This is a genomic window from Pantoea sp. SS70, from assembly GCF_029866845.1.
Taxonomy (GTDB): Bacteria; Pseudomonadota; Gammaproteobacteria; order Enterobacterales; family Enterobacteriaceae; genus Pantoea; species Pantoea leporis.
The window spans coordinates 3,921,158-3,942,370 of the sequence record NZ_CP117199.1; the positions used below are offsets into that span (position 1 = coordinate 3,921,158).

Annotated in this window: 20 protein-coding genes; 9 read left to right on the top strand and 11 right to left on the bottom strand. The window is 57.7% G+C overall.

The window, feature by feature from the left end:
• Positions 1–94 precede the first annotated feature (94 nt).
• A complete protein-coding gene (locus tag PO881_RS18135; protein WP_233501792.1) occupies positions 95–544 on the bottom strand; it encodes a hypothetical protein in 450 nt (149 codons plus the stop codon).
• A gap of 329 nt (positions 545–873) precedes the next feature.
• Here PO881_RS18135 and PO881_RS18140 point away from each other — a divergent pair, with 329 nt between their 5' ends.
• Positions 874–1,716, top strand: coding sequence for a 23S rRNA (adenine(2030)-N(6))-methyltransferase RlmJ (locus tag PO881_RS18140; RefSeq protein ID WP_007889903.1), 843 nt, complete (start codon positions 874–876; stop codon positions 1,714–1,716).
• A gap of 40 nt (positions 1,717–1,756) precedes the next feature.
• Positions 1,757–2,569 carry a CPBP family intramembrane glutamic endopeptidase gene (locus tag PO881_RS18145; RefSeq protein WP_277974200.1) on the top strand — a complete coding sequence of 271 codons (813 nt, stop codon included), beginning with the start codon at positions 1,757–1,759 and terminating at the stop codon, positions 2,567–2,569.
• On the opposite strand, the gene rnz is transcribed toward PO881_RS18145, so the two are convergent.
• Positions 2,566–3,477: a ribonuclease Z gene (gene rnz, locus PO881_RS18150; protein ID WP_110867666.1), complete on the bottom strand. Its 912-nt coding sequence runs from the start codon at positions 3,475–3,477 to the stop codon at positions 2,566–2,568. The two genes, PO881_RS18145 and rnz, sit on opposite strands and share 4 nt — an antisense overlap.
• Before the next feature lie 126 nt (positions 3,478–3,603).
• Here rnz and gorA point away from each other — a divergent pair, with 126 nt between their 5' ends.
• From gorA to PO881_RS18170, 4 genes are all read left to right on the top strand, one after another.
• The gene (gorA, locus tag PO881_RS18155; protein WP_192414760.1) at positions 3,604–4,956 is read left to right on the top strand and encodes a glutathione-disulfide reductase; all 1,353 of its coding nucleotides are present in this window, start codon (positions 3,604–3,606) and stop codon (positions 4,954–4,956) included.
• Between the two features lie 221 nt (positions 4,957–5,177).
• Positions 5,178–6,110, top strand: coding sequence for a nucleoside recognition domain-containing protein (locus PO881_RS18160; protein WP_101762731.1), 933 nt, complete (start codon positions 5,178–5,180; stop codon positions 6,108–6,110).
• A gap of 163 nt (positions 6,111–6,273) precedes the next feature.
• The gene (locus PO881_RS18165) at positions 6,274–6,549 is read left to right on the top strand and encodes a hypothetical protein (protein WP_101762732.1); all 276 of its coding nucleotides are present in this window, start codon (positions 6,274–6,276) and stop codon (positions 6,547–6,549) included.
• Positions 6,550–6,636: 87 nt separating this feature from the next.
• Positions 6,637–7,005 (top strand): helix-turn-helix transcriptional regulator, encoded by a 369-nt coding sequence (locus PO881_RS18170; RefSeq protein ID WP_280172176.1) that lies wholly within the window; start codon positions 6,637–6,639, stop codon positions 7,003–7,005.
• 75 nt (positions 7,006–7,080) lie between these two features.
• Here PO881_RS18170 and PO881_RS18175 read toward each other — a convergent pair whose 3' ends face one another.
• The gene (locus PO881_RS18175) at positions 7,081–7,902 is read right to left on the bottom strand and encodes an SDR family oxidoreductase (protein WP_277974204.1); all 822 of its coding nucleotides are present in this window, start codon (positions 7,900–7,902) and stop codon (positions 7,081–7,083) included.
• A gap of 95 nt (positions 7,903–7,997) precedes the next feature.
• Here PO881_RS18175 and PO881_RS18180 point away from each other — a divergent pair, with 95 nt between their 5' ends.
• Together PO881_RS18180 and PO881_RS18185 are read left to right on the top strand one after the other, a co-directional pair.
• Positions 7,998–8,900 carry a LysR family transcriptional regulator gene (locus tag PO881_RS18180; RefSeq protein WP_280172177.1) on the top strand — a complete coding sequence of 301 codons (903 nt, stop codon included), beginning with the start codon at positions 7,998–8,000 and terminating at the stop codon, positions 8,898–8,900.
• A 108-nt stretch (positions 8,901–9,008) separates the two neighbouring features.
• Entirely contained in the window at positions 9,009–9,926 is a 918-nt protein-coding gene (locus PO881_RS18185) for a bestrophin family ion channel (protein ID WP_192414752.1), read from the top strand.
• Here PO881_RS18185 and PO881_RS18190 read toward each other — a convergent pair whose 3' ends face one another.
• The 4 genes from PO881_RS18190 to PO881_RS18205 form a co-directional block, all read right to left on the bottom strand.
• Complete coding sequence (locus PO881_RS18190; protein ID WP_192414750.1) at positions 9,927–10,823, bottom strand: alpha/beta hydrolase; 897 nt, start codon at positions 10,821–10,823, stop codon at positions 9,927–9,929.
• Between the two features lie 274 nt (positions 10,824–11,097).
• Positions 11,098–11,445 (bottom strand): hypothetical protein, encoded by a 348-nt coding sequence (locus PO881_RS18195; RefSeq protein WP_280172178.1) that lies wholly within the window; start codon positions 11,443–11,445, stop codon positions 11,098–11,100.
• A gap of 26 nt (positions 11,446–11,471) precedes the next feature.
• Entirely contained in the window at positions 11,472–12,821 is a 1,350-nt protein-coding gene (locus PO881_RS18200) for a sodium:proton antiporter (protein ID WP_192236938.1), read from the bottom strand.
• Between the two features lie 53 nt (positions 12,822–12,874).
• A complete protein-coding gene (locus tag PO881_RS18205) occupies positions 12,875–14,080 on the bottom strand; it encodes an MFS transporter (RefSeq protein WP_101762738.1) in 1,206 nt (401 codons plus the stop codon).
• A 92-nt stretch (positions 14,081–14,172) separates the two neighbouring features.
• Between PO881_RS18205 and PO881_RS18210 the strand changes: the two genes are divergently transcribed.
• A complete protein-coding gene (locus PO881_RS18210; RefSeq protein ID WP_192414746.1) occupies positions 14,173–15,105 on the top strand; it encodes a LysR family transcriptional regulator in 933 nt (310 codons plus the stop codon).
• Between the two features lie 149 nt (positions 15,106–15,254).
• On the opposite strand, the gene PO881_RS18215 is transcribed toward PO881_RS18210, so the two are convergent.
• From PO881_RS18215 to kdpB, 4 genes are all read right to left on the bottom strand, one after another.
• Entirely contained in the window at positions 15,255–15,764 is a 510-nt protein-coding gene (locus PO881_RS18215; protein ID WP_101762740.1) for a TIGR00645 family protein, read from the bottom strand.
• A gap of 54 nt (positions 15,765–15,818) precedes the next feature.
• Complete coding sequence (kdpD, locus tag PO881_RS18220) at positions 15,819–18,491, bottom strand: two-component system sensor histidine kinase KdpD (RefSeq protein WP_280172179.1); 2,673 nt, start codon at positions 18,489–18,491, stop codon at positions 15,819–15,821.
• An 89-nt stretch (positions 18,492–18,580) separates the two neighbouring features.
• Entirely contained in the window at positions 18,581–19,153 is a 573-nt protein-coding gene (kdpC, locus tag PO881_RS18225) for a potassium-transporting ATPase subunit KdpC (protein ID WP_137386707.1), read from the bottom strand.
• 11 nt (positions 19,154–19,164) lie between these two features.
• The gene (gene kdpB, locus PO881_RS18230; protein ID WP_137386708.1) at positions 19,165–21,213 is read right to left on the bottom strand and encodes a potassium-transporting ATPase subunit KdpB; all 2,049 of its coding nucleotides are present in this window, start codon (positions 21,211–21,213) and stop codon (positions 19,165–19,167) included.

The window sequence follows — 21,213 nt, forward strand, 5'->3', positions numbered from 1 at the left end:
GGCTTCAGCGCTATTGGTTTAATAGTGCTGAAGCTCATGCAAAGCGGGAATTATCGTACGGCAGCTTAATGCTCAGGGGGTTAAATACAGATGTTTAACCGGCCTGACGAATAATCAGCTGTGACAGACGTGTCTTAATACGGAAGCACAATTCACGAATCTGGAATTGATAACGCGGCATCACTAAGTCGTTAATATCCGCGCCAATCGAATCTTTAATTTGCAGATATTTATTGGTCTGGGCACCGATTTTCTGGAATTCGGCCTGATAGCTGTCAAATGACGCCTGGCTATACAGACGCATCGCGTCGAGCTCTTTACGGCACTGCTGAATGTTGCTGGAACGGTCGTCACTGAGTGAAGCCGTCGCGGGTTGCGCCGGCGCTGAAGCCACAAATGGCGTACCTTGCTGCTCTGGCGCGGTTTGCGCGGCGGATTGTTCGTCCGCAGTCGGCGGCGTTACTAAACTATGAACGGGTTGTTGTTTCGCGCAGCCAGTCAGTACCAACAGGCTTGCCACCGCGACACCAGTCATTTTTTTCATTATTGTCACCAGGAGTTGTTTGAGATGCTTTAAGCAAAAAATTATACGGTCTTCACCGGAAAGTTTCCTGCCAGAACCACCTGGCATTTCGCTCATGACCGCTTCGTTATCGGAAACTAACTTACTTAATCCGCGATGAAATTTCGAGCATCACGTCATTTCGTAGCAAATTACCGACAAGAAGTCTGATCGCAACCGGCTATAGCGGCGCATTGGCGCAAAACTTAAGCGGCAGCCAAAACGTCAGCAATTTTTATGCAGCGCGGCTATAATCGCGCCACACACGATGTTTTCACTCCCTTTGATGCAACCGCGGACCCCCTTTTTTTATGCTGAGTTATCGCCACAGTTTTCATGCCGGCAACCATGCCGACGTGCTGAAACACACCGTTGAAAGCCTGATCCTCACCGCCCTGATGGAGAAGGAAAAACCTTTCCTCTATCTGGATACCCACGCCGGTGCCGGACGTTACCTGCTGAGCGGAGAGCACGCCGAGCGTACCGGTGAATATCTGGAAGGCATTGGCCGCATCTGGCAGCAGCCGGATGTGCCGGAGTTGCTCAAGCCGTATCTCTCGGCGGTGCGTAATCTCAATCCGCACGGCACCTTAAAGTACTATCCTGGTTCGCCGTTGATTGCCCGCTTCCTGCTGCGTGAAGAGGACAAAATGGAGCTGACCGAGCTGCACTCCAGCGATTACCCGCTGCTGCGCACCGAGTTCAGCAAAGATTCCCGTGCGCGCGTGGCGCGTGGTGATGGCTACCAGCAGCTGAAAGCCAAGCTGCCGCCGCTGAGCCGTCGCGGCCTGATTCTGATCGATCCGCCGTATGAGATGAAAAGCGATTATCAGGATGTGGTGAAAGGCATTCAGGAAGGTCACAAGCGTTTCGCCACCGGCGTGTTTGCGCTGTGGTATCCGGTGGTGATGCGTCAGCAGATCAAACACATGGTTAAAGATCTGCAGGCCACCAATATCCGCAACATTCTGCAGATTGAACTGGCGGTGCGTCCGGACAGCGATCAGCGCGGCATGACGGCTTCCGGCATGATCGTGATTAACCCGCCGTGGAAGCTGAAAGCACAGATGGAAGAGCTGCTGCCGTGGCTGCATCAGAAGCTGGTGCCAGCCGGAACCGGTCACTTCAGCGTCACGCAGATCGTGCCAGAGTAAGTTCGCCTTACCGCGTCGCCAGCCTATTAGGACTATTATCATGTGGATCATTCTGGCTGGCGCGCTTGCTATGCTGTCGCCCGCCAAACGTTTTTCGGTACTGCTGCTCACGCTCGCCACCATTCTTGGGCTGTTCGAGGATGTGCTGGATTGGCCAGCGATGCTGCTGCTCGGCGCCATTGCCGTCATCGCCTGGATTCGCGTGGAAAATAACGCGCGCTGGATTCAGTGGGTGAGTGAAGCCGCGCTGGTTGCCATTGCCATCGGCCTGTTTGTACACTTTTTCCCGGGCTTCAAAAATCCGCGCCAGGTGGAAGATGTGCAGGCCGGGCCGCTCAGCCTGCCCTTTAGTTTCTCGTACAACTTCGATAAAGCGCTGATTCCGTTTGTGCTGCTCATCTGCTTGCCGCAGCTGTTCCGCACCCAATCCGCGCCGCCGCGACTTAAAATTTTGTGGCTGGCGCTGCTGGCGGCGATTCCGCTGCTGTTGTATGTCGCGGTGCAGTTGGGTGGCCTGGCCGTTGAACCCCACTGGCCGGAATGGTTGGGCCGTTTTATGCTGGCGAACCTGTTCTTCGTGTCACTTGCAGAAGAAGCGTTCTTTCGTGGCTATCTGCAACAGCGTCTGCGCCAGCACATTGGTGCCGTGGCGGCATTGCTGTTGACGTCGCTGCTGTTTGGTCTGGCGCATTTCCCTGGCGGACCGCTGCTGATGATCTTCGCCACGCTCGCCGGATTGATTTACGGCCTGGCGTGGCAGTGGAGCGGACGCCTGTGGGTCGCCACCGGCATCCATTTCCTGTTCAACATGACGCATCTGCTGTTCTTCACCTATCCGGCGCTACAGCACTAAACCTCGAACACCGCGAAATCATGTGCCAGCTCGGTCGCCGCAAACACCGACTGGCACTCCGCCAACAGTTTTTCCCGATCCTTCGATAAATAGCGCGAGCTGAAATGCGTGGCGATCATGCGCTTCGCCCCCGACTGTTTCGCTACTTCCGCAGCCTGAATGGTGGTTGAGTGGCCGCGTCCATTGGCTTTCTCCTGCAGCGCCGCCTCCAGCGTGGTTTCATGCACCATCACATCGGCATTCGCCGCCAGCTGGAGCGCCACGTCGGTGGGCGCGGTATCACCAAATATCGCCAGCACTTTGCCTTTGGTTGCCGGGCCAAGATAATCCGCGCCGTTGATCTCGCGACCATCTTCCAGCTGGATGCGCTTACCCGCTTTCAAATCCTGATACCACGGCCCGCGCGGTACGCCTTCGGCTTTCAGGCGCGGCGCATCAAGGAAGCCCGGTTTATCGTGCTGCTCAATGCGATAGCCATAACACTCAATCACATGATTCATCGGCCAGGCCGTCACGCGCACTTCGCCGTCATCCAGCACCAAACCGGCTTCGATCTCGATAATCTCCAGCGGATAAGAAGTGTACGAGCCACTCAAACTGAGCGCCGTCTCGATAAACTGGCGAATACCTTTCGGCCCGTAAATGGTCATCGGTTCGGGGATGCCGGCCATGGAGCGGCTGGTGAGCAAGCCCGGCAGCCCAAAGATGTGGTCGCCGTGCAGATGGGTGATAAAGATTTTCTCCAGCTTGCCCGGCTTCAGCGCAGAGCGCATGTATTGATGCTGCGTCGCCTCGCCGCAGTCAAACAGCCAGGTGTCGCCACGTTTCGATAGCGTCAGCGCTATCGCCGTGACGTTACGTTGCAGGCTGGGCGCACCGCCGCCGGTGCCGAGGAATGTCAGTTGCATGCTATGCTTCCCTGTAATCGGACATAAAAATCAATGCTATTACAATCATAGGTGCAATCTTTGCGTCAATAATCGTCATAGCGTTAAACTCTATGCCAATTTTCTTCCAACAGACGGACATAACGGATGACCAGACATTTTGACTACCTCGCCATCGGCGGCGGCAGCGGCGGTATCGCCTCGATTAACCGTGCCGCGATGCACGGCCAGAAGTGCGCGCTGATTGAAGCCAAAGAGCTGGGCGGCACCTGTGTCAACGTCGGCTGCGTACCGAAAAAGGTTATGTGGCATGCGGCGCAAATCGCTGAAGCTATTCATCTTTATGGGCCAGATTATGGCTTTGATACCACGGTAAACCGGTTTGACTGGTCAATTCTGGTGAAAAACCGCAGCGCCTACATCGACCGCATTCACAGCTCGTACGACAACGTGCTGGGTAAAAACAAGGTTGAGGTGATCAAAGGTTTCGCGCGCTTTATTGATGCCAACACCGTGGAAGTGAATGGTGAAACACTCACTGCCGATCATATTCTGATCGCCACCGGCGGGCGTCCAAGCCATCCAAAGGTGCCGGGCGCGGAATACGGTATCGATTCTGACGGTTTCTTCGAACTCGATGCGCTGCCAAAACGCGTGGCGGTCGTGGGCGCGGGTTACATCGCGGTGGAGCTGGCGGGCGTGGTCAATGCGCTGGGTGCGGAAACCCATCTCTTCGTGCGTAAGCATGCGCCTCTGCGCAGCTTCGATCCGCTAATCGTCGATACGCTGGTAGAAGTGATGCAGGCCGAAGGCCCAACGCTGCACACCGAGTCGATTCCAAAAGCCGTGATTAAAAACGCCGACGGCAGCCTGACGCTGCAGCTGGAAAGCGGCCACGAGCAAACCGTGGATTGCCTGGTGTGGGCGATTGGCCGTGAGCCGGCGACCGACAACCTCAACCTGGCAGCAACCGGCGTGGCGCTGAACGACAAAGGTTACATCAAGGTCGATAAGTTCCAGAACACCAGCGTGAAAGGCATCTACGCGGTAGGCGACAACACCGGCGCGGTGGAGCTGACGCCGGTGGCCGTGGCGGCAGGTCGTCGTCTCTCCGAGCGCCTGTTCAACAACAAACCGGACGAGCATCTGGATTACAGCAACGTGCCGACCGTGGTGTTCAGCCATCCGCCGATTGGCACCGTGGGCCTGACCGAACCGCAGGCGCGCGAACAGTACGGCGACGATCAGGTGAAAGTGTATAAATCTTCTTTCACCGCGATGTATACCGCCGTTACCCAGCATCGCCAGCCGTGCCGTATGAAGCTGGTGTGCGTTGGCCCGGAAGAGAAGATTGTCGGCATTCACGGTATCGGCAACGGTATGGATGAGATGCTGCAAGGCTTCGCGGTGGCGCTGAAAATGGGCGCAACCAAGCAAGACTTCGATAATACCGTAGCCATTCACCCCACGGCGGCGGAAGAGTTTGTGACGATGCGTTAATATTTCCCGCCGGAATTGAAAAACCAGCCATTTATTCATGGCTGGTTTTTTTATGGCTGCAATTTATATACCTTTTTCTCCACTACTCAATAATCCACGCACAGGATAAGATTTATTTCTTTGCTGCAGGGTGCGCATTAATGCGCACCGCAAACTTCATGGCATTGCCAGCTTATTTATTTTTACGGGGAGAACGGTGTGAACAAAGGTCGGAATCGGGCATGAATATTATTGATATCATTATGTCCGCAGGCAAAGCCTCGGTAGACGTGGCGCTCTACACGTTGATTCCGATTATGGTGGTGATGTTATTCATCATGAAATATCTGGAGGTCAAAGGCGTACTGGATTTTGTTGTACGTCATGCCACACCGTTATTAAAACCCTTCGGTATTACCGGGCTGGCATTTTTTGCCATGATTCAACTTAATTTCGTCAGCTTCGCGGCCCCGCTGGCGGCGCTGGCCATCATGGAAAAGCGCGGTACGTCCGATCGTCATATGGCGGCCACGCTGGCGATGCTGTTTGCGATGGGCCAGGCCAGCACCTTTTATCCCCTGATTCCGGCGGGATTACACTGGAGCACAGCGCTAATTATTTCGATCTGCGGCGGTGTATTAGCGGCGGCGGCAACCTATCACCTGTTTGGCCGCAAACTTTCCGATGCGGCGCTATTAAATGAAGATGAGGCTGTTACCAACAGCGAAAATAAAATGGGGCTGATTGGCATCATTAATAGCGCCGGATCCGATGCGATTCGTCTGGCGCTGGGTTCGCTGCCGATGCTGATTATTTCATTATCGGTGGTTGGCATGTTGAAAGAAGCGGGCGGGATTGAAATGCTGACGCGTCTGGTGTCGCCACTGCTGGATAAGCTGAATATTTCCGAAGTCTATATTCTTCCGGCGCTGACCAAATGTCTGGCGGGCGGCACCGCCTATTACGGCGTGGTGGCGGGATTGGTGGAGAAAGGATTATACAGCGCGCACAACATCAACGCCTCGGCGGGACTACTGATTCAGACCTTTGACCTGCCCGGCATCGGGATTTACCTTGGCCTGTCGAGCCGATTCCCGCGCCTGTTCCGCTTTGCCGTGCCTGGCATTCTGCTCGGTATTGCGCTGCGTGCGACGGTGCACGCCATTCTATTCTGAAGATGGCTCAAAAGCGTTGATGATGGATAGCCGCCAAACCCTCTGCTTTGTGATTATATAGAACTAAAACACAGTAAAAATCTATATACATTGCAGATATAGAAAAGAATATCTATAATATCTAAATCCAGTGAGGAGTGTTTGTAACAAGTGAGGTAAGGGAATGCCAGAGCTACATTGGCGCAAAGCTGCTCTGAAGCAGATGCGAGCCATTGCAGACGCTAACGAAAGGAAGAAGCTGAATGAGCAAGTGAATGAGTTAAAAAAGTTTCCGCTTGTTCCGCCCAATCTGGATGTTAAGTCTTTGAAAAATGGTCAGGCTGACTATCGGCTTAGATGGGGAAATTATCGTGTTTTGTTCGACTACAACAAAGGCGAGGAACCGAAAATCATCGCTATTCAGCAGGTAATGAGACGTACCAGCGGAACATATAAATAATCAAGGTAGAGATTTGCTGCCTTAATTCACAGATTCTCAACTCGTTTTCAAAAAACTGATAACGCTGAATACTGGAACATACATCCTATGATCGAATTCATCACTGACAGTGCTGGCAACCGCAAAGCGGCAATTGTTCCCATCGAGCTGTTCGAAAAAATGACTCAACATGCTGATTTCGCTGAACTATGGCAATCAATCCCTTACGAATCCGGTATTAATGATGACGCCTTGATTCCAGGTGACGTCGTAGACATCGCCATTAATAAGGGTGTCACCCTTCATGCCGCATGGCGTATTTATCGTAAGCTGACTCAAAAGCAGGTTGCTGAAGCGCTTGGCATCACGCAAGCGTCTGTCTCCGCCATGGAAAAAAGCGAAAAACCGCGTGATTTTAATCTCGCCAAGCTCGCTGAGCTTTACGAGTGCATGCCAGAACAACTTACCGATGATTAAACAAAAAGCCGGTCTTCCCGGCTTTTTTGTGCCACGCGTTCTGCATGGCACTCGCGTGATTTTTAAATTATACGATTACACATCCGCGCCGAATGCCACATCGCGTTGCCCGCGCAGCTCCGCCAACCGCCCTTCCAGCGCCGCTTCGATGTTCTGATACGCCGTACTGCCAAGCGCTAAACGCAGCGGCATGCTGGCCTGATCCAGCGTGGCGATCATCGCCGTGACGCATTTCCCGGCATCGCCAGCAATGGTGAAATCGCCTGAAAGAATTGCCTGCCGCAGCTGGCCAGCAGCGTTTTCACGATAAACTTCTAGCGCATCTGCCACGTCCAGCCCGGCGCCAAAATGGGTTGCGGTGGGGCCCGGCTCGACCAGCAGGAAATCGATACCGAAACTGGCGACTTCCTGGCGCACCGCCTCGACAAATCCTTCAATCCCCCATTTCGTGGCGTGATACAGGCTGAAATTGGGATAAGCGACCTGGCCGCCTTCCGAGGAAACCTGTGCGATGCGCCCGCCGCCTTGCTGGCGCAGGAACGGGATCACCGCACGAATCAGCTGGATTGAGCCGGTAAGATTGGTGGCGATCTGCCGATCAATCTGCGCATCGCTCAACTCTTCAGCTGCGCCGAACAGGCCGTAAGCGGCATTGCTCACCACCACATCAATGCGATCGATGGCGGCAAAGGCGCGTTCAATGGTGGGCGCGATGCTGGCGGTGTGCGCCAGATCGAGCGTAATAACCTGCAGCCGTTCACCATAGGTTTGCTGCAGATCGGCCATCACCTGTTCACGCCGCACCGTCGCTACTACGCGATCGCCACGCGCCAGTAAACGTTCACTCATCAATCGGCCCAGCCCGCTGCTGGCGCCGGTAATCAACCAGGTTTTCATCTTGTGCTCCTCATATTGAAAACCTGATGGTAGATCGCTTTACTGGTGGAGATAATCCACCTAATCGCGCATGACCCGGTGAGGAAAAGCCACCAATGAGACGTCCTTCCTGGCACGAACTGCAGGCCATCAAAACGCTGGGCGAGCAGCGCAGCTTTCGTCGTGCCGCTGAAATGATCGGCCTCAAGCGCTCGTCACTCAGCCATCTGGTGAAAACGCTGGAGCACAATCTGGGCGTACAGCTGTTTCAACGCACCACACGTAGCGTGTCGCTCACCGATGCCGGGCAGCAACTGCTGGATCGACTCTCGCCGCTGCTGAACCAGATGGATGATGTGCTGCACGACATCTCCGCCAGCCGCCATCAGCATTACGGCACGCTGCGCATCAGCGCCAGCGATGCCGCGATCGCTTTGCTGCTGGAGCACATGGTGGCGGACTTTAGCGCGCGCTATCCCGATATCCAACTCGATTTCGCCGCACAAGGTGCGTTGGTGGATATCACCGCCGCCGGTTTTGATGCCGGCATTCGGCTGATTGAGGATGTGCCGCAGGATATGGTGGCCGTTCCGCTTGGCGGCCCGCTGACGTTTGTCACCGTCGCCGCGCCCGCTTATCTGGCCAGAAACGCGGCGGTTAATCATCCGCGCGATCTGCTACAGCAACAGTGCATTCGCCAGCGCTTACCGAGCGGAAAACGTTATCAGTGGGAATATGCGCAGGCGGAAGAAAAGCAGGAGATTGACGTGCCAGGCACGCTGAGTTTGGACAGCAACGCGCTGATGGCGCAGGCCGCTCTCGCCGGTTTAGGCATTGCTTATGTGCCGTCGCTGTATGTCGAGAAAGAGATGCGCAGCGGCCAGTTGGTGGAGCTGCTGGCCGATTGGCGGGTGCAATCGGCGGGGATTGCGCTGTGGTTCCCACCCAACCGGCATCAATCCATGGCGCTGCGGCTGTTTATCGATGCGCTGAAAATCAGCCTGCCGCGTCATGCGTGAGGCGAGCAGCACGGCTTTTGTCTTAAAACCTGTAGCAATGGCGTTGATCACCTCATGCCCGGCGGCGTAACCTGTCGCCACAAAACCTAAAAAATACACCATCGCAAAATGATCGTACGTCCTCACCAACACTGGTTTCTCCGGCTATTTGACTGGCATGGATCGGTGCTCAGCAACATCGTGTTCCGCCTGTCGCTTAACCTGCTGATGTCGCTGATCGCCATCTTTGGCTATCCGTGGTACTCCACTTTCGGCATTCACCTCACCACCGCGCCTTTTAGCCTGGTTGGGGTGTCGATCGCCATCTTCCTCGGCTTTCGCAATAACGCCAGCTATGCGCGCTTTCTTGAAGCCCGCACCTTGTGGGGCAGCCTGCATATCACCCAGCGCTCGCTGCTGCGGCAGATCAAAAGCATGCGTGGCGTGAGCGAAGAACAGGTGCGGGAATTTACCGGCTTGCTGCTGGCGTTCTGCTGGTGTCTGAAACATCGCCTGCGTAAAACCGATGTGCAGGCCGATTTAAAGCGTTTGCTGCCGGCTAACTGGCGCAGCGCGGTGTTGCATCATCCGATGCCGACGTCGCAGATTTTAGTGTGTTTGAGTGAATGGCTGGCGCTACGCCGCGATGAAGGGTTGGTGTCGGATATTGTCTGGCAAAGCATTGATGAGAATCTGAATCAGCTATCGGCGATTCTGGGCGGTTGCGATCGCATTGCCAGCACACCGATTCCGTTCGCCTACAGCCTAATTCTGCATCGCACCGTTTATCTGTTCTGCACGCTGCTGCCGTTTGCGCTGGTAGCGGATTTGCACCTGATGACGCCGCTGGTGTCGATGTTTATCTCCTACACCTTTTTATCGCTGGAAGCGCTGGCGGAGGAGCTGGAACATCCGTTTGGCACCGCACCGAATCATCTGCCGCTCGATGCGCTGTGCGTCACTATCGAACGCAATTTGAAAGCGATGAATGGCGATATGCCACTACCGGAACCGCTGCAGCCGGATGCGCATTTCAATTTGACGTAATTAACTCTGATTATCCAACCAACGCACATACGCCTGATCCCACAACGCGGCAGGCGTGCCCGCTTTGCCGAGACCAAAACCGTGACCGCCGCTGCTGAGCTCAATCAGCTCAACCGGCACGCGCATGCGGCGGCAGGTATCGCGCATCAGTTCAGTATTATGAGGATTGGAGGTGCGATCGTCCTCGGCCTGCGCGAGGAACGTGGGTGGATATTGGCGTGTGACGTAATTTTGCACTGACCAGTTGGCTTCCTGGGTTGGCGTGGCGTTTTTCCCCACCATCATCAGATGCGTGTTGGTGTGCTGATACGGCGCTTCAAGGGTGATCACCGGATAAATCAGGCCAACGCTATCCACCTTCGGCCTGATTTGGTCAAGCGGATCCTGCGCCGGATAGGATTCGAAATCCGGACGCGCCGCCGCCATACCAAGCAGATGGCCACCGGCAGAAAAGCCCAGCACATGCACTTTGCGCTCCATCGAACGCACCAGACGAATGGCGCGCTGCGCATCCTGCAGCGGTGCCAGATTGCCCGCCTGCCACTTCTCACCCGGCAAACGGTAGCTGAGCACATACACGGTATAACCGTTGGCATTAAGCCAGCGCGCTACCGGCCAGGCTTCGCGGCCCATGCCGATAAAACGATAGCCGCCGCCCGCCGCCACAATCACCGCTTCGCCGTTGGGATTTTCCGGGCGGAAACGCTGAATCGCGGGTGAAACGATATTGGTCCAGGAGCCGTGCGAATTCACTTTAAGCAAGCCGGAAGGACCGCCGCCGCCCGGCGGATCGTCGGGCCACAACGGAATGACGTCATCGCGGGCAAACAGCTTGCCCGCGGTCATCGAGAGAACGGTTGCTCCAGTAGCCAACAAAAAGTGACGACGTGTAATCATCTTGCCCAGTGCCAGTATGCAAAAAATGCCAGCTTCAACAGCTGAATCTCATTATGTGACGCGTGTCTGATTTCGACGTTGGCGATTATGTACGTAAATCGTACAAAAAAGCCATAAAAAACGCGCCTAAAAAGGCGCGAGCTTTTTCGAATACCCTAAATAATTCGAGCTGCAGGAAGGCGGCAAGGGTGTGAATCCCCAGGAGCTTACAAAAGTAAGTGACTGGGGTGAACACACGCAGCCAACGCACCTGCAGCTTGAAGTATGACGGGTATTAGTCCTGTTGCTGGAACTGGGTCATTACCGTTTGTTCGCACTGCTGCTGATCTTTACGCAGTTTGCCGCGCTCATCTTCGCCCAACTCCAGCCATGCGCTAATCACTTCCTGCGCGATTTCTTCATTGAATTCAGGCTGCTGCATGGCCGATGAAGACTGGCTGGCCGCGAGTTGCGACTTCAGCTTCTCAGTGTAGCCATCCAAATCGCTGGTCTTCTTTTCACTGCTCACCAGATGACACAGCTGGCTGGCATAAACATTCTCTTCCTGATTATTGTCACCGTCGGCAGCCAACGCGCCGGCCGACAGCGACAGCCCAAAGAGGGCGAGTAATAACGCTTTCATAATAGGCTCCAATAATTTCCAATAAATCATTTTTCGTTCTGTTCGGCGCGGGCGGCCTGACGGGCAGCACGCCAGTTTAACAATGGCGTGACCGTGATGCCGTGCAACACAATGCTGCACACCACTAACGTCAGCGCCATGTCCACCATCTGCTCCGCCTGCGGTCCACGCATGCCGTGCACCCATGCATAGGCAATATAATTGATACTGCCGATGCCGCGAATACCCAACCAGCCAATTAGCAAGCGTCGCATCAGCGGAATATCGCAGCGCCATGTGGTGATCCACACCGCCAGCGGGCGCACCACCACAAACAGCAGCAGCGCCAGGCCAATGCCGGTGAGATTCCAGTGCTGCGCCAGCGTAATACCGAGCACCACCATCATGCCCGCCGCCAGCAAACGCTCGATAGTATCACCGAAGGAGAGCGCATCGCCTATCACCAAACCCACCGATTTCACCATGCCGCTGCTGCCCTGCGCCATCCGCTGACCGGTATTCACGCGCGCTTCAGCCGGTAAGAAACGCTCCTCTTCAGACATCTCATCTTGCGGATAGTGCTTCACCACGCGCAATTCCGCACGACGTAAACCGACGCCAGCCGCAAAGGTGGCGAGGAAGCCCGACGCATCCACCGACTGCGCGGCGGCATAGCTGAGCGCAATCAGCGCCAGCGCGAACAGATCGTTGGGTGCCAGATCCTGATTGGCGGTACGTAAATGCGTCGCCAGCTGACCGATCAGCCAGCCCAGCGCAAAGCCGATTCCCAGCCCGCCGCCAATCGCCCACAGCGCATCTTTGGCGAACCATTCACCGAGCGCAGCGGTGCTGAGTTCGCCCGGCTGCAACAGCAAAATCGCCAGCATCAGCAGCGGCAGCGCCGAGCCGTCGTTCATGCCCGCTTCGCTGGAGAGCGCCACGCGCAGGGCATCGTCGTCACGCGCATCGTTCACTGAAATCAGGCTGGCGAGCACCGGATCGGTTGGCGCGACAATGGCACCAAACGCCAGCGACATCGCCCAGTCAAAGCCGGTGATCCAGTGCACCAGCACCGTCATGCCGCCGACGGTGAGCAGCATCGCCGGAAACGCCAGCCTGACGCCAAGCCGCCACGCATGCGCGTTGAGCGGCAAGCGCAGTTTCAGCCCGGTGATAAACAGCGAGGCTGCCATCGCGATTTCAGTAAGATGCGCGGCGAGATTGGCGTGACCGATGATGTCGACTTGCAGCAGATTGAGCATCCACGGGCCACACAGAATGCCCGCGAACAGGTAGAGACCAAATGAGGTCACTGGCCCGCGGTGTATCCAACCGGAAGCCAGTGACATAAGAAGTAAAAGACCGCCGGTGGCGGCGGTCCAGGCCAGGAAATTCATAACGCTCCGTTTTTAAATAACATTCTCCTTTAAGCCTGGCACATGTTAGGCGATCAGTTTTTCAGATGACGGCTTGCGAGGCGAATCATCAGGGCAAGCGCAGCGGCCAATGTTGCGAGTGCAACCACGCCGGTCCAGCCCCAATGTGCCAGCGCCAGGCTACCCAGCGCCGCGCCGGTCGCCATGCCGATGAAAACAACGGTAAACATCAAGGCGTTAAGGCGGCTGCGTGCTTCTGGCGCCAGGCTGTAAACCAGCGTCTGATGCGCCACCAGCGTGGCCTGCACCCCCAAATCAAAACCGATGGTGCTGATGATAATCAGACCAAGCTGAGCCGGCATCGGCAGCAGCGGCAGCAGGAACATCAGCGCGAACGACACCATTACCAGCGTGGCACCGTACTGCGTAACACGCGCCGGACCGATGCGATCCGCCACACTGCCCGCTAACGGCGCGGCTAAAGCGCCCGCGGCTCCGGCGAGGCCGAATGCGCCAGCGACCGCGCTATCCAGATGGAAGTTTTGACTTAGCATTAACGCCAGCGTTGACCAGAAGGCGCTAAAGCCCACCGACAACAAACCTTGTGCCAGCGCGGCGCGGCGCAGCGTTTGATGGTGCTGCCACAGATGCGCCAGCGACAGCAGCAAACGCGGATAGCTCACCGAAGTGCCCGGCGTAAAGCGCGGCAGCACGCGCCACAGCGCCACGCTAATCAGCAACACCGCCGCCGCCGCAATCATGTACATGGTGCGCCAGCCGAAATACTCCGCCACCACGCCGCTTACCACGCGTGATAGCAAAATCCCCACCAGCAATCCCGTCATTACCGTGCCGACGATTTTGCCGCGGCTGCGCTCCGGCGCTAACGCCGCTGAAGCGGGCACGATGTCCTGCGCCACGGTGGCGGTTAAACCGGTGACGAAGCTGGCAATCAGCAAGGCGTTCAATCCGCCCGAGAAGCCACACAGCAGCAGCGCGGCAACCAGCAGCAAACCTTTAATCAGAATAATGGTGCGACGATCGTGGCGGTCGCCAAGCGGAGCCAGCAGCAGAATCCCCAGCGCGTAACCGGCTTGCGTAAGCATTGGCACCATGCCGACGCTGCCAATCCCAACGTTGAATTGTTTGCTGATGATATCCAGCATCGGCTGGCTGTAGTAAATCGATGCGACGCTGAGTCCGGCACCGGCCGCGAGCGTGAAGACCAGCGGCGCGGGCAGTTTTTCAGCTGGCATGGCTGACGTTGATATAGCTGACATAGTGGATTCCCCCGTGAAAGTGCGCTTATTAAAGCGCGTTGCCGCCATACGCGGTAGACTGCTCAAACACAGAACTGTTATGCGCGGTGCGTATGAATAACCCATCCAGCCTTGATCGTATCGAACTGATGCAGACCTTTATCCGCATCGTCGAGAGCGGCTCGCTCTCCGCCGCCGCCGCCCAGCTCGGCACCACGCAGCCCACTATCAGCCGACGGCTGCAGGCGCTTGAGCAGCGGCTTGGTCTCAAACTGATTATGCGCACCACGCATGCGCTGAAACTCACCGACGATGGCGAGCGCTGTTATGCGCAGGCGCGTCAGCTGGTCGCGACCTGGCACGCGCTGGAGGATGACCTCACCGGTGCCAGCGACGACCCGATTGGCACCCTGCGCGTGCGGGCACCGCATGCGTTTGGTCAGGATCAGCTGATTGAACCGCTGATTGATTATCTGCATCGCTATCCGCGCTTAAACGTGGAGTGGACGCTGAATGACCGCACGCCAGACTTCATCAGCGAAAACATCGACTGCGCCATTCAGGTCGGTGCGCCCAGCGATGCGTCCATCGTGGCGGTGCTGCTGGCGGAAGTGCCGCGCTTTGTGGTGGCGGCACCGTCGCTGCTGGCCGCGCACCCGCCAGTTGAGGACGTCTCGCAGCTCACCAACCTGCCGTGGCTGGCGCTGACCAGTTTTTATCGCAACGAAATCGCCCTGCAGCGTATTAACGATGGTCAGCCTGTGAACCTGGCGATTGCCCCGCGCCTCGCCAGCGACAGTTTATACGCGGTGCGCAAAGCCGCCGTTGCCGGGATGGGCGCGGCGGTGGTGTCATCGTGGGTGGTGCAGGAGGATTTAGCGAAAGGGGATTTGATTCAGCTGTTGCCGGAGTGGCAAGCGCCGCCGCTGCCGGTGTGGCTAACTTATCCGTGGGCCAGCTACTATCCGGCGCGGTTACAGAAGTTTTTCGCCATGATTCGGGACGTGATGCCGAAGTTAGCCGGGACGCAGCCAGCGACGCGGTAGCGGTTGTCCCTCACCCTAACCCTCTCCCAACGGGAGAGGGAACCGATGGTAGCGCGGTCGGCCCCTCGCCCGCTTGTGCCGATGGTAGCACCCTCAGCCCCCTCGCCCGCTTGCGGGAGAGGGCTGGGGTGAGGGACAGCGCGCACAAACTACATCTTCACTGCTTTCTTATCCCCCTTCGACATATTGTCCAGCCAGCCCATCACAAAGGCCGACAGCACAAACGTCAGGTGGATAATCACGTACCACATCAGCTTATCGTTTTCGATGTTGCGCGCGTCCATAAAGATACGCAGCAGGTGAATCGACGAAATCGCCACAATCGAGGCCGCGACTTTGTTTTTCAACGAGCCGGAGTCCATTTTACCGAGCCAGCTCAGCTTCTCTCTGTGCTCATCAATATCCAGCTTGGAGACAAAGTTCTCGTAACCCGAGAGCATCACCATCACCAGCAAACCGCCGACCAGCGTCATATCCACCAGCGACAGCAGCAGCAGAATCAAATCGTTCTCCGCAATGCTGAAGACGTGCGGCAACAGGTGAAAAATTTCCTGGAAGAATTTGATGGTCAGCGCCAGCAGGCCCAACGAAAGTCCCATGTAAACCGGAGCCAGCAGCCAGCGCGATGAATACATCAGGTTTTCGATAAAACGTTCCATAAGTTCCCATTAATCAACAGACAAGTGGGCGAGTATAACCGAACTTATGTGAAGTTATTTCAGCCCTTCTTCAGAAATTTCAGGCGCGGCGGGCAGCGGCAATGACAAACGGAACACCGCGCCGCCTTCCGGCCGATTCTCCGCCCAGATGCGCCCGCGATGGGATTCGATAATGGTTTTACCGATCGCCAAACCCAAGCCGACGCCCGGCACCGCCGACTCTTTATCACCGCGCGCAAATTTGTCAAAAATACGCGTGAGGTTCTCCGCCGCGATGCCGGGACCGCTGTCCCACACCGCAATCTCCAGCCGATCGCGATCGCGCCACGCCCGAATACCGTGCTGCGCCGCGTTGCCCGCGTATTTCAGGCTGTTTTCGATCAGATTGGTAAACACCCGCTCCAGCATGGCGCTGTCGCCTTTGATCAGCACCATCTCGGGTAAATCGAGGATAAATTCATGGCCCTTCAGCGACGGGCCCATGCTGCTCAGCGCGCCGCCAATCACCTCATCCAGCGCCACCCACTCTTCGCGCAGATTGAGTCCACCGGATTGAATGCGCGCCATATCCAGCATGTTACTCACCAGCCGGATAGTACTCAGCGTCTGTTCACGAATCTGATTGGCTTGGCCGACATACTTCGACTCTTCGCTGGCGAGATCGAGCATCAGCATCTCCGCCTGACCAAACAGCACCGTCAGCGGCGTGCGCAGATCGTGCGACAGCGCTGACAGCAGCGCATTGCGCAGCTGCTCGCGCTCGGCGGCCAGCCGCGACGCCGCCTCACTGTGCGACAGCGCCATGCGTTCCAGCGCGTTAGCAATCAACACGGTGAAGGTTTCCAGTAAACGCTGCTGTTCGGGGATCATCAGCTGACGCAGGTTTTCCGGTTCCACCACCAGCAAGCCGCGACAGTGATTACCACTTTTCAGCGGCAGAATCTGGTACGGCACCGCGGGCAAGGTATCGGTGCCCGCGCCCGCCGGTTGGCCTTTGCTGTAACTCCATTTGGCGATGGCCAGATCCGGCGGCGTACCGATCGCCGTATCGCCCACGGTTTGCAGCTCGCCCTGCTCATCCGGCAGCAGCAGCAAACTGCGCGCCTGCAGGGTGACATCGATGATGCGCTGGCTGGTGGTGGCGATATCCTGCGGCGTCAAATCGCTGCCGAGCGCTTTCGCCATCTCATACAGATGCCGCGCGCGCTGTTCACGGTAGCGCGCCACTTTGGCCTGATAGCGCACGCCCGCCGTCAGATTCCCAACAATCACGCCCACCGCCAGCATCACCGCGAAGGTCACCAGATACTGCAAATCCGACACCGCAACGGTGCCGGTGGGCGCGACAAAGAACAGGTCGAAAGCGATGATGTTGATCACCGTAGCGAACACCGACGGCCAGCGGCCATAGCGCAGCGCCACCAGCACCACCGCCAGCAGATAAATCATCACGCTGTTGGCGGGATCAAACGCCACCAGCAGCCAGCGGCCGACGCCGGTGACCAAAATACACAGCAGCAGCGCCATCACACAGCCGCGCAGATAGAGCCGCCATTTTTCGTTGCTGGCGCGCTGGCCGCTGAGCGGATGCGGCGCATCGCGCACCGGTTCATCCAGCGCCACCACCAGCAAATCGAGATCCGGGCCGAGTTCGCCGAGGCGCTGGGCAAAGCTGTCGCGCCGCCAGCGCCGTTGTGGCTGACGGCCGGTCACGATTTTGCCGAGGTTGTGCTCGCGCGCGTAACGCAGCACCGCGCGCGCTTCATCGGGATCGGAGAGCGTGGCGGTTTCAGCGCCAAGTTCCTGCGCCAGCTGCAGCGTGCGTAAAATGGCGCGACGGCGCGCTTCCGGCAGCCGATTGAGGCGCGGCGTTTCCACATACACCGCGTGCCATTCGCTGCCGAGCCGTGCCGCTAAACGCGCGGCGGTGCGCACCAGTTTTTCGCTGCCGGTATCATCGCCGATACATAGCAGAATGGCGTCACGCGTGTGCCACACTTTGTCGCGGCCTTGCCGATCGCGCCAGGCACGCATCTGGTCATCCACGCGATCGGCGGTACGACGCAGCGCCAGCTCGCGCAGCGCGAACAGATTACCTTTACGGAAGAAGTTTTCGATGGCGCGTTCGGCGCGGTCGCCGACGTAGACTTTGCCCTCTTTCAGCCGCTGACGCAGATCGTCCGGCGGCAGATCCACCAGCACCACTTCGTCGGCGCTATCAAAGAAGGGATCGGGCACGGTTTCACGCACCTGAATGCCGGTGACGCCGCCGACCACATCATTCAGGCTTTCCAGATGCTGGACGTTAACGGTGGTGATGACGTCAATGCCCGCTTCGAGCAGCTCTTCAATGTCCTGCCAGCGCTTGGGATGACGCGAACCCTGCACGTTGGTGTGCGCCAGTTCATCCATCAGGATCACCGCCGGATGGCGCGCCAGCGCGGCATCGAGATCGAATTCGGCATGGCGCGAACGGCCGGTGGTACGCCGTGGCAACAGCGCCAGCCCGTTGAGCAGCGCGGCGGTCTCTGCACGATCGTGGGTCTCTACCACGCCGGCTAACACGTCGAGACCTTGCGCCCGCAGGCGCTGCGCCTCCTGCAGCATGGCGAACGTTTTGCCCACGCCCGCACAGGCGCCAAAGTAGATTTTCAGCTTACCGCGATGGCTGTCGCTGTGGTTCAGCAGCAGCGCATCGGGATCGGGGCGGGCAATATCGTCGTTCATCGATCGTCCATCGTAAAAACAGCGTGATGAATCGCGCCGCTACGATTGCGTGCATATACCGTAGCGGCGCAATGCATTGCGCGAGGTGTTTATCCTTGTAAATCATCCAGCGCCAGATTCAGGCGCAGCACGTTTACCGTCTCTTCGCCAACAAACGGCAGCAGCGGGCGCTCGGTGTGGCGCACAATCAGCGCCTCGACATCTTTCAGCGCCATCTTGCGCGCGGCGGCGATGCGCGGTGCCTGCCACAACGCAGCTTCTGGCGAAATATCCGGATCTAATCCGCTCGCCGATGCGGTGACCAACTCCACCGGTACCGCTTTGGGCGCTTGCGGATTCGCCGCACGCAGCGCGGCGACGCGTTCCGCTACCGCTTTATCCAGCGCCGGATTGCTGCCTGCCAGATTGCTGCCGCTGGAGGCCAACGCATTATAAGGCGCATCGCCGGTAGCGGAAGGTCGGCCCCAAAAGTGGCCCGGCTGATTAAACATTTGCCCAATCTGCTCGGAACCGCGTACCGCGCCATCCTGCTCAATCAGCGAACCGTTGGCCTGCGATGGGAACCACCATTGCGCCAGACCGGTGGTCAGCAGCGGATAGACCGCGCCGGTGAGCAGCGTAAGCACCAGTAACAATACAATAGCCGGACGTAACTGACTCATTTCTCTTCTCCTTAAGCCAGACCAAGCAGCGTTAGCAGCAGGTCGATGGCTTTAATACCTATAAACGGCACCACTAATCCACCCGCACCGTAAATCCACAGGTTGCGACGCAGCAGCGCCGCCGCGCTCAGCGGACGATAACTCACGCCTTTCAGCGCCAGCGGGATCAGGAACACAATCACCAGCGCGTTAAAAATTACCGCCGACAGAATCGCCGAGTTCGGCGAATGCAGCCCCATCACGTTGAGCATGTTGAGCTGCGGATAGGTGGCGGCAAACGCGGCCGGAATAATGGCGAAATACTTCGCCACGTCGTTGGCGATACTGAAGGTGGTGAGCGAGCCGCGCGTCATCAGCATCTGTTTACCGATGTGCACCACTTCCAGCAGTTTGGTCGGATTCGAGTCGAGATCGACCATGTTGCCGGCCTCTTTCGCCGCCTGGGTTCCCGAGTTCATCGCCACCGCCACGTCGGCCTGCGCCAGCGCCGGTGCGTCATTGGTGCCGTCGCCGGTCATCGCCACTAAGCGCCCTTCGGCCTGATACTGACGAATCAGTGCCAGCTTGGCTTCCGGCGTCGCTTCAGACAGGAAGTCATCGACACCCGCTTCCGCCGCAATCGCCGCCGCGGTTAATGGGTTATCGCCAGTGATCATCACCGTTTTGATGCCCATCTTGCGCAGCTCGGCAAAGCGCTCTTTGATACCGCCTTTGACGATATCTTTCAGCGCCACCACGCCCAGCACCTGCGCGCCTTCGGCCACCACCAGCGGCGTGCCGCCAGCGCGCGCCACTTCTTCGACGGCGGCATTCACTTCTAACGGGAAGCGGCCATGATTGGCTTCAATGTGGCGACGAACCGCATCGACCGCGCCTTTGCGGATCAGACGATCCTGCACGTTTACGCCGCTCATGCGCGTTTGCGCCGAGAAGGGAATGAAGCTCGCCCCCATGCTGCTCAAGTCACGCTCACGCAGGTTAAATTTCTGCTTCGCCAACACCACGATGCTGCGCCCTTCCGGCGTTTCATCGGCCAGCGATGCCAGCTGCGCCGCATCGGCCAGCTGCTGTTCGCTGACACCCGGCGCGGGCAGAAACTGCGTCGCCTGACGGTTGCCAAGCGTGATGGTGCCGGTTTTATCCAGCATCAGCACATCTACGTCGCCCGCCGCTTCCACCGCACGGCCGCTGGTGGCGATAACGTTCGCGCCCAGCATGCGGCTCATGCCCGCCACACCGATGGCCGACAGCAGGCCGCCGATGGTGGTCGGGATCAAACACACCAGCAGCGCCACCAGCACCGTGATGCTGACCGGCGTGCCGCCATACGCTGAGAACGGCCACAGCGTGGCGGTCGCCAGCAGGAACACAATTGTCAGCGACACCAGCAGAATGGTCAGCGCCACTTCGTTCGGCGTTTTACGGCGTTTCGCGCCTTCCACCATCGCAATCATGCGGTCAAGGAAGGTTTCGCCCGGATTGACGCTGCACTGAATCACCAGCCAGTCGGAAAGAATGCGCGTACCGCCGGTCACCGAGGAGAAATCCCCGCCCGATTCACGGATCACCGGCGCGGATTCACCGGTGATGGCGCTCTCATCCACCGATGCGCCGCCCTCCAGCACCTCGCCGTCGCACGGAATGATGTCACCGGCTTCCACCAGCACCACATCGCCTTTGCGCAGCGTATCGGCCGCCACGTTGTGCCAGGCTGCGCCGTAGCGCGCTTCGGCCAGTTTTTTCGCATCGCTGGTTTTACTGATGCCTTTCAGGCTGTTGGCCTGCGCCTTGCTGCGCCCTTCCGCCAGCGCTTCGGCGAAGTTGGCGAAAAGCACGGTGAACCACAGCCAGATGGCGACGCCGGCGGTAAAGCCCGCGTTACCGCTGAGCGCGCCGCTGGCCATGCCCACCGCCAATACCGAGGTCAGCACGCTGCCGATCCACACCAAAAACATCACCGGGTTGCGGAACTGCACGCGTGGATCGAGTTTTTTCAGCGCATCCAGCATGGCAACGCGGGTTAGCGCCGCATCAAACAGCGCCAGTTGTTGACGACTCAT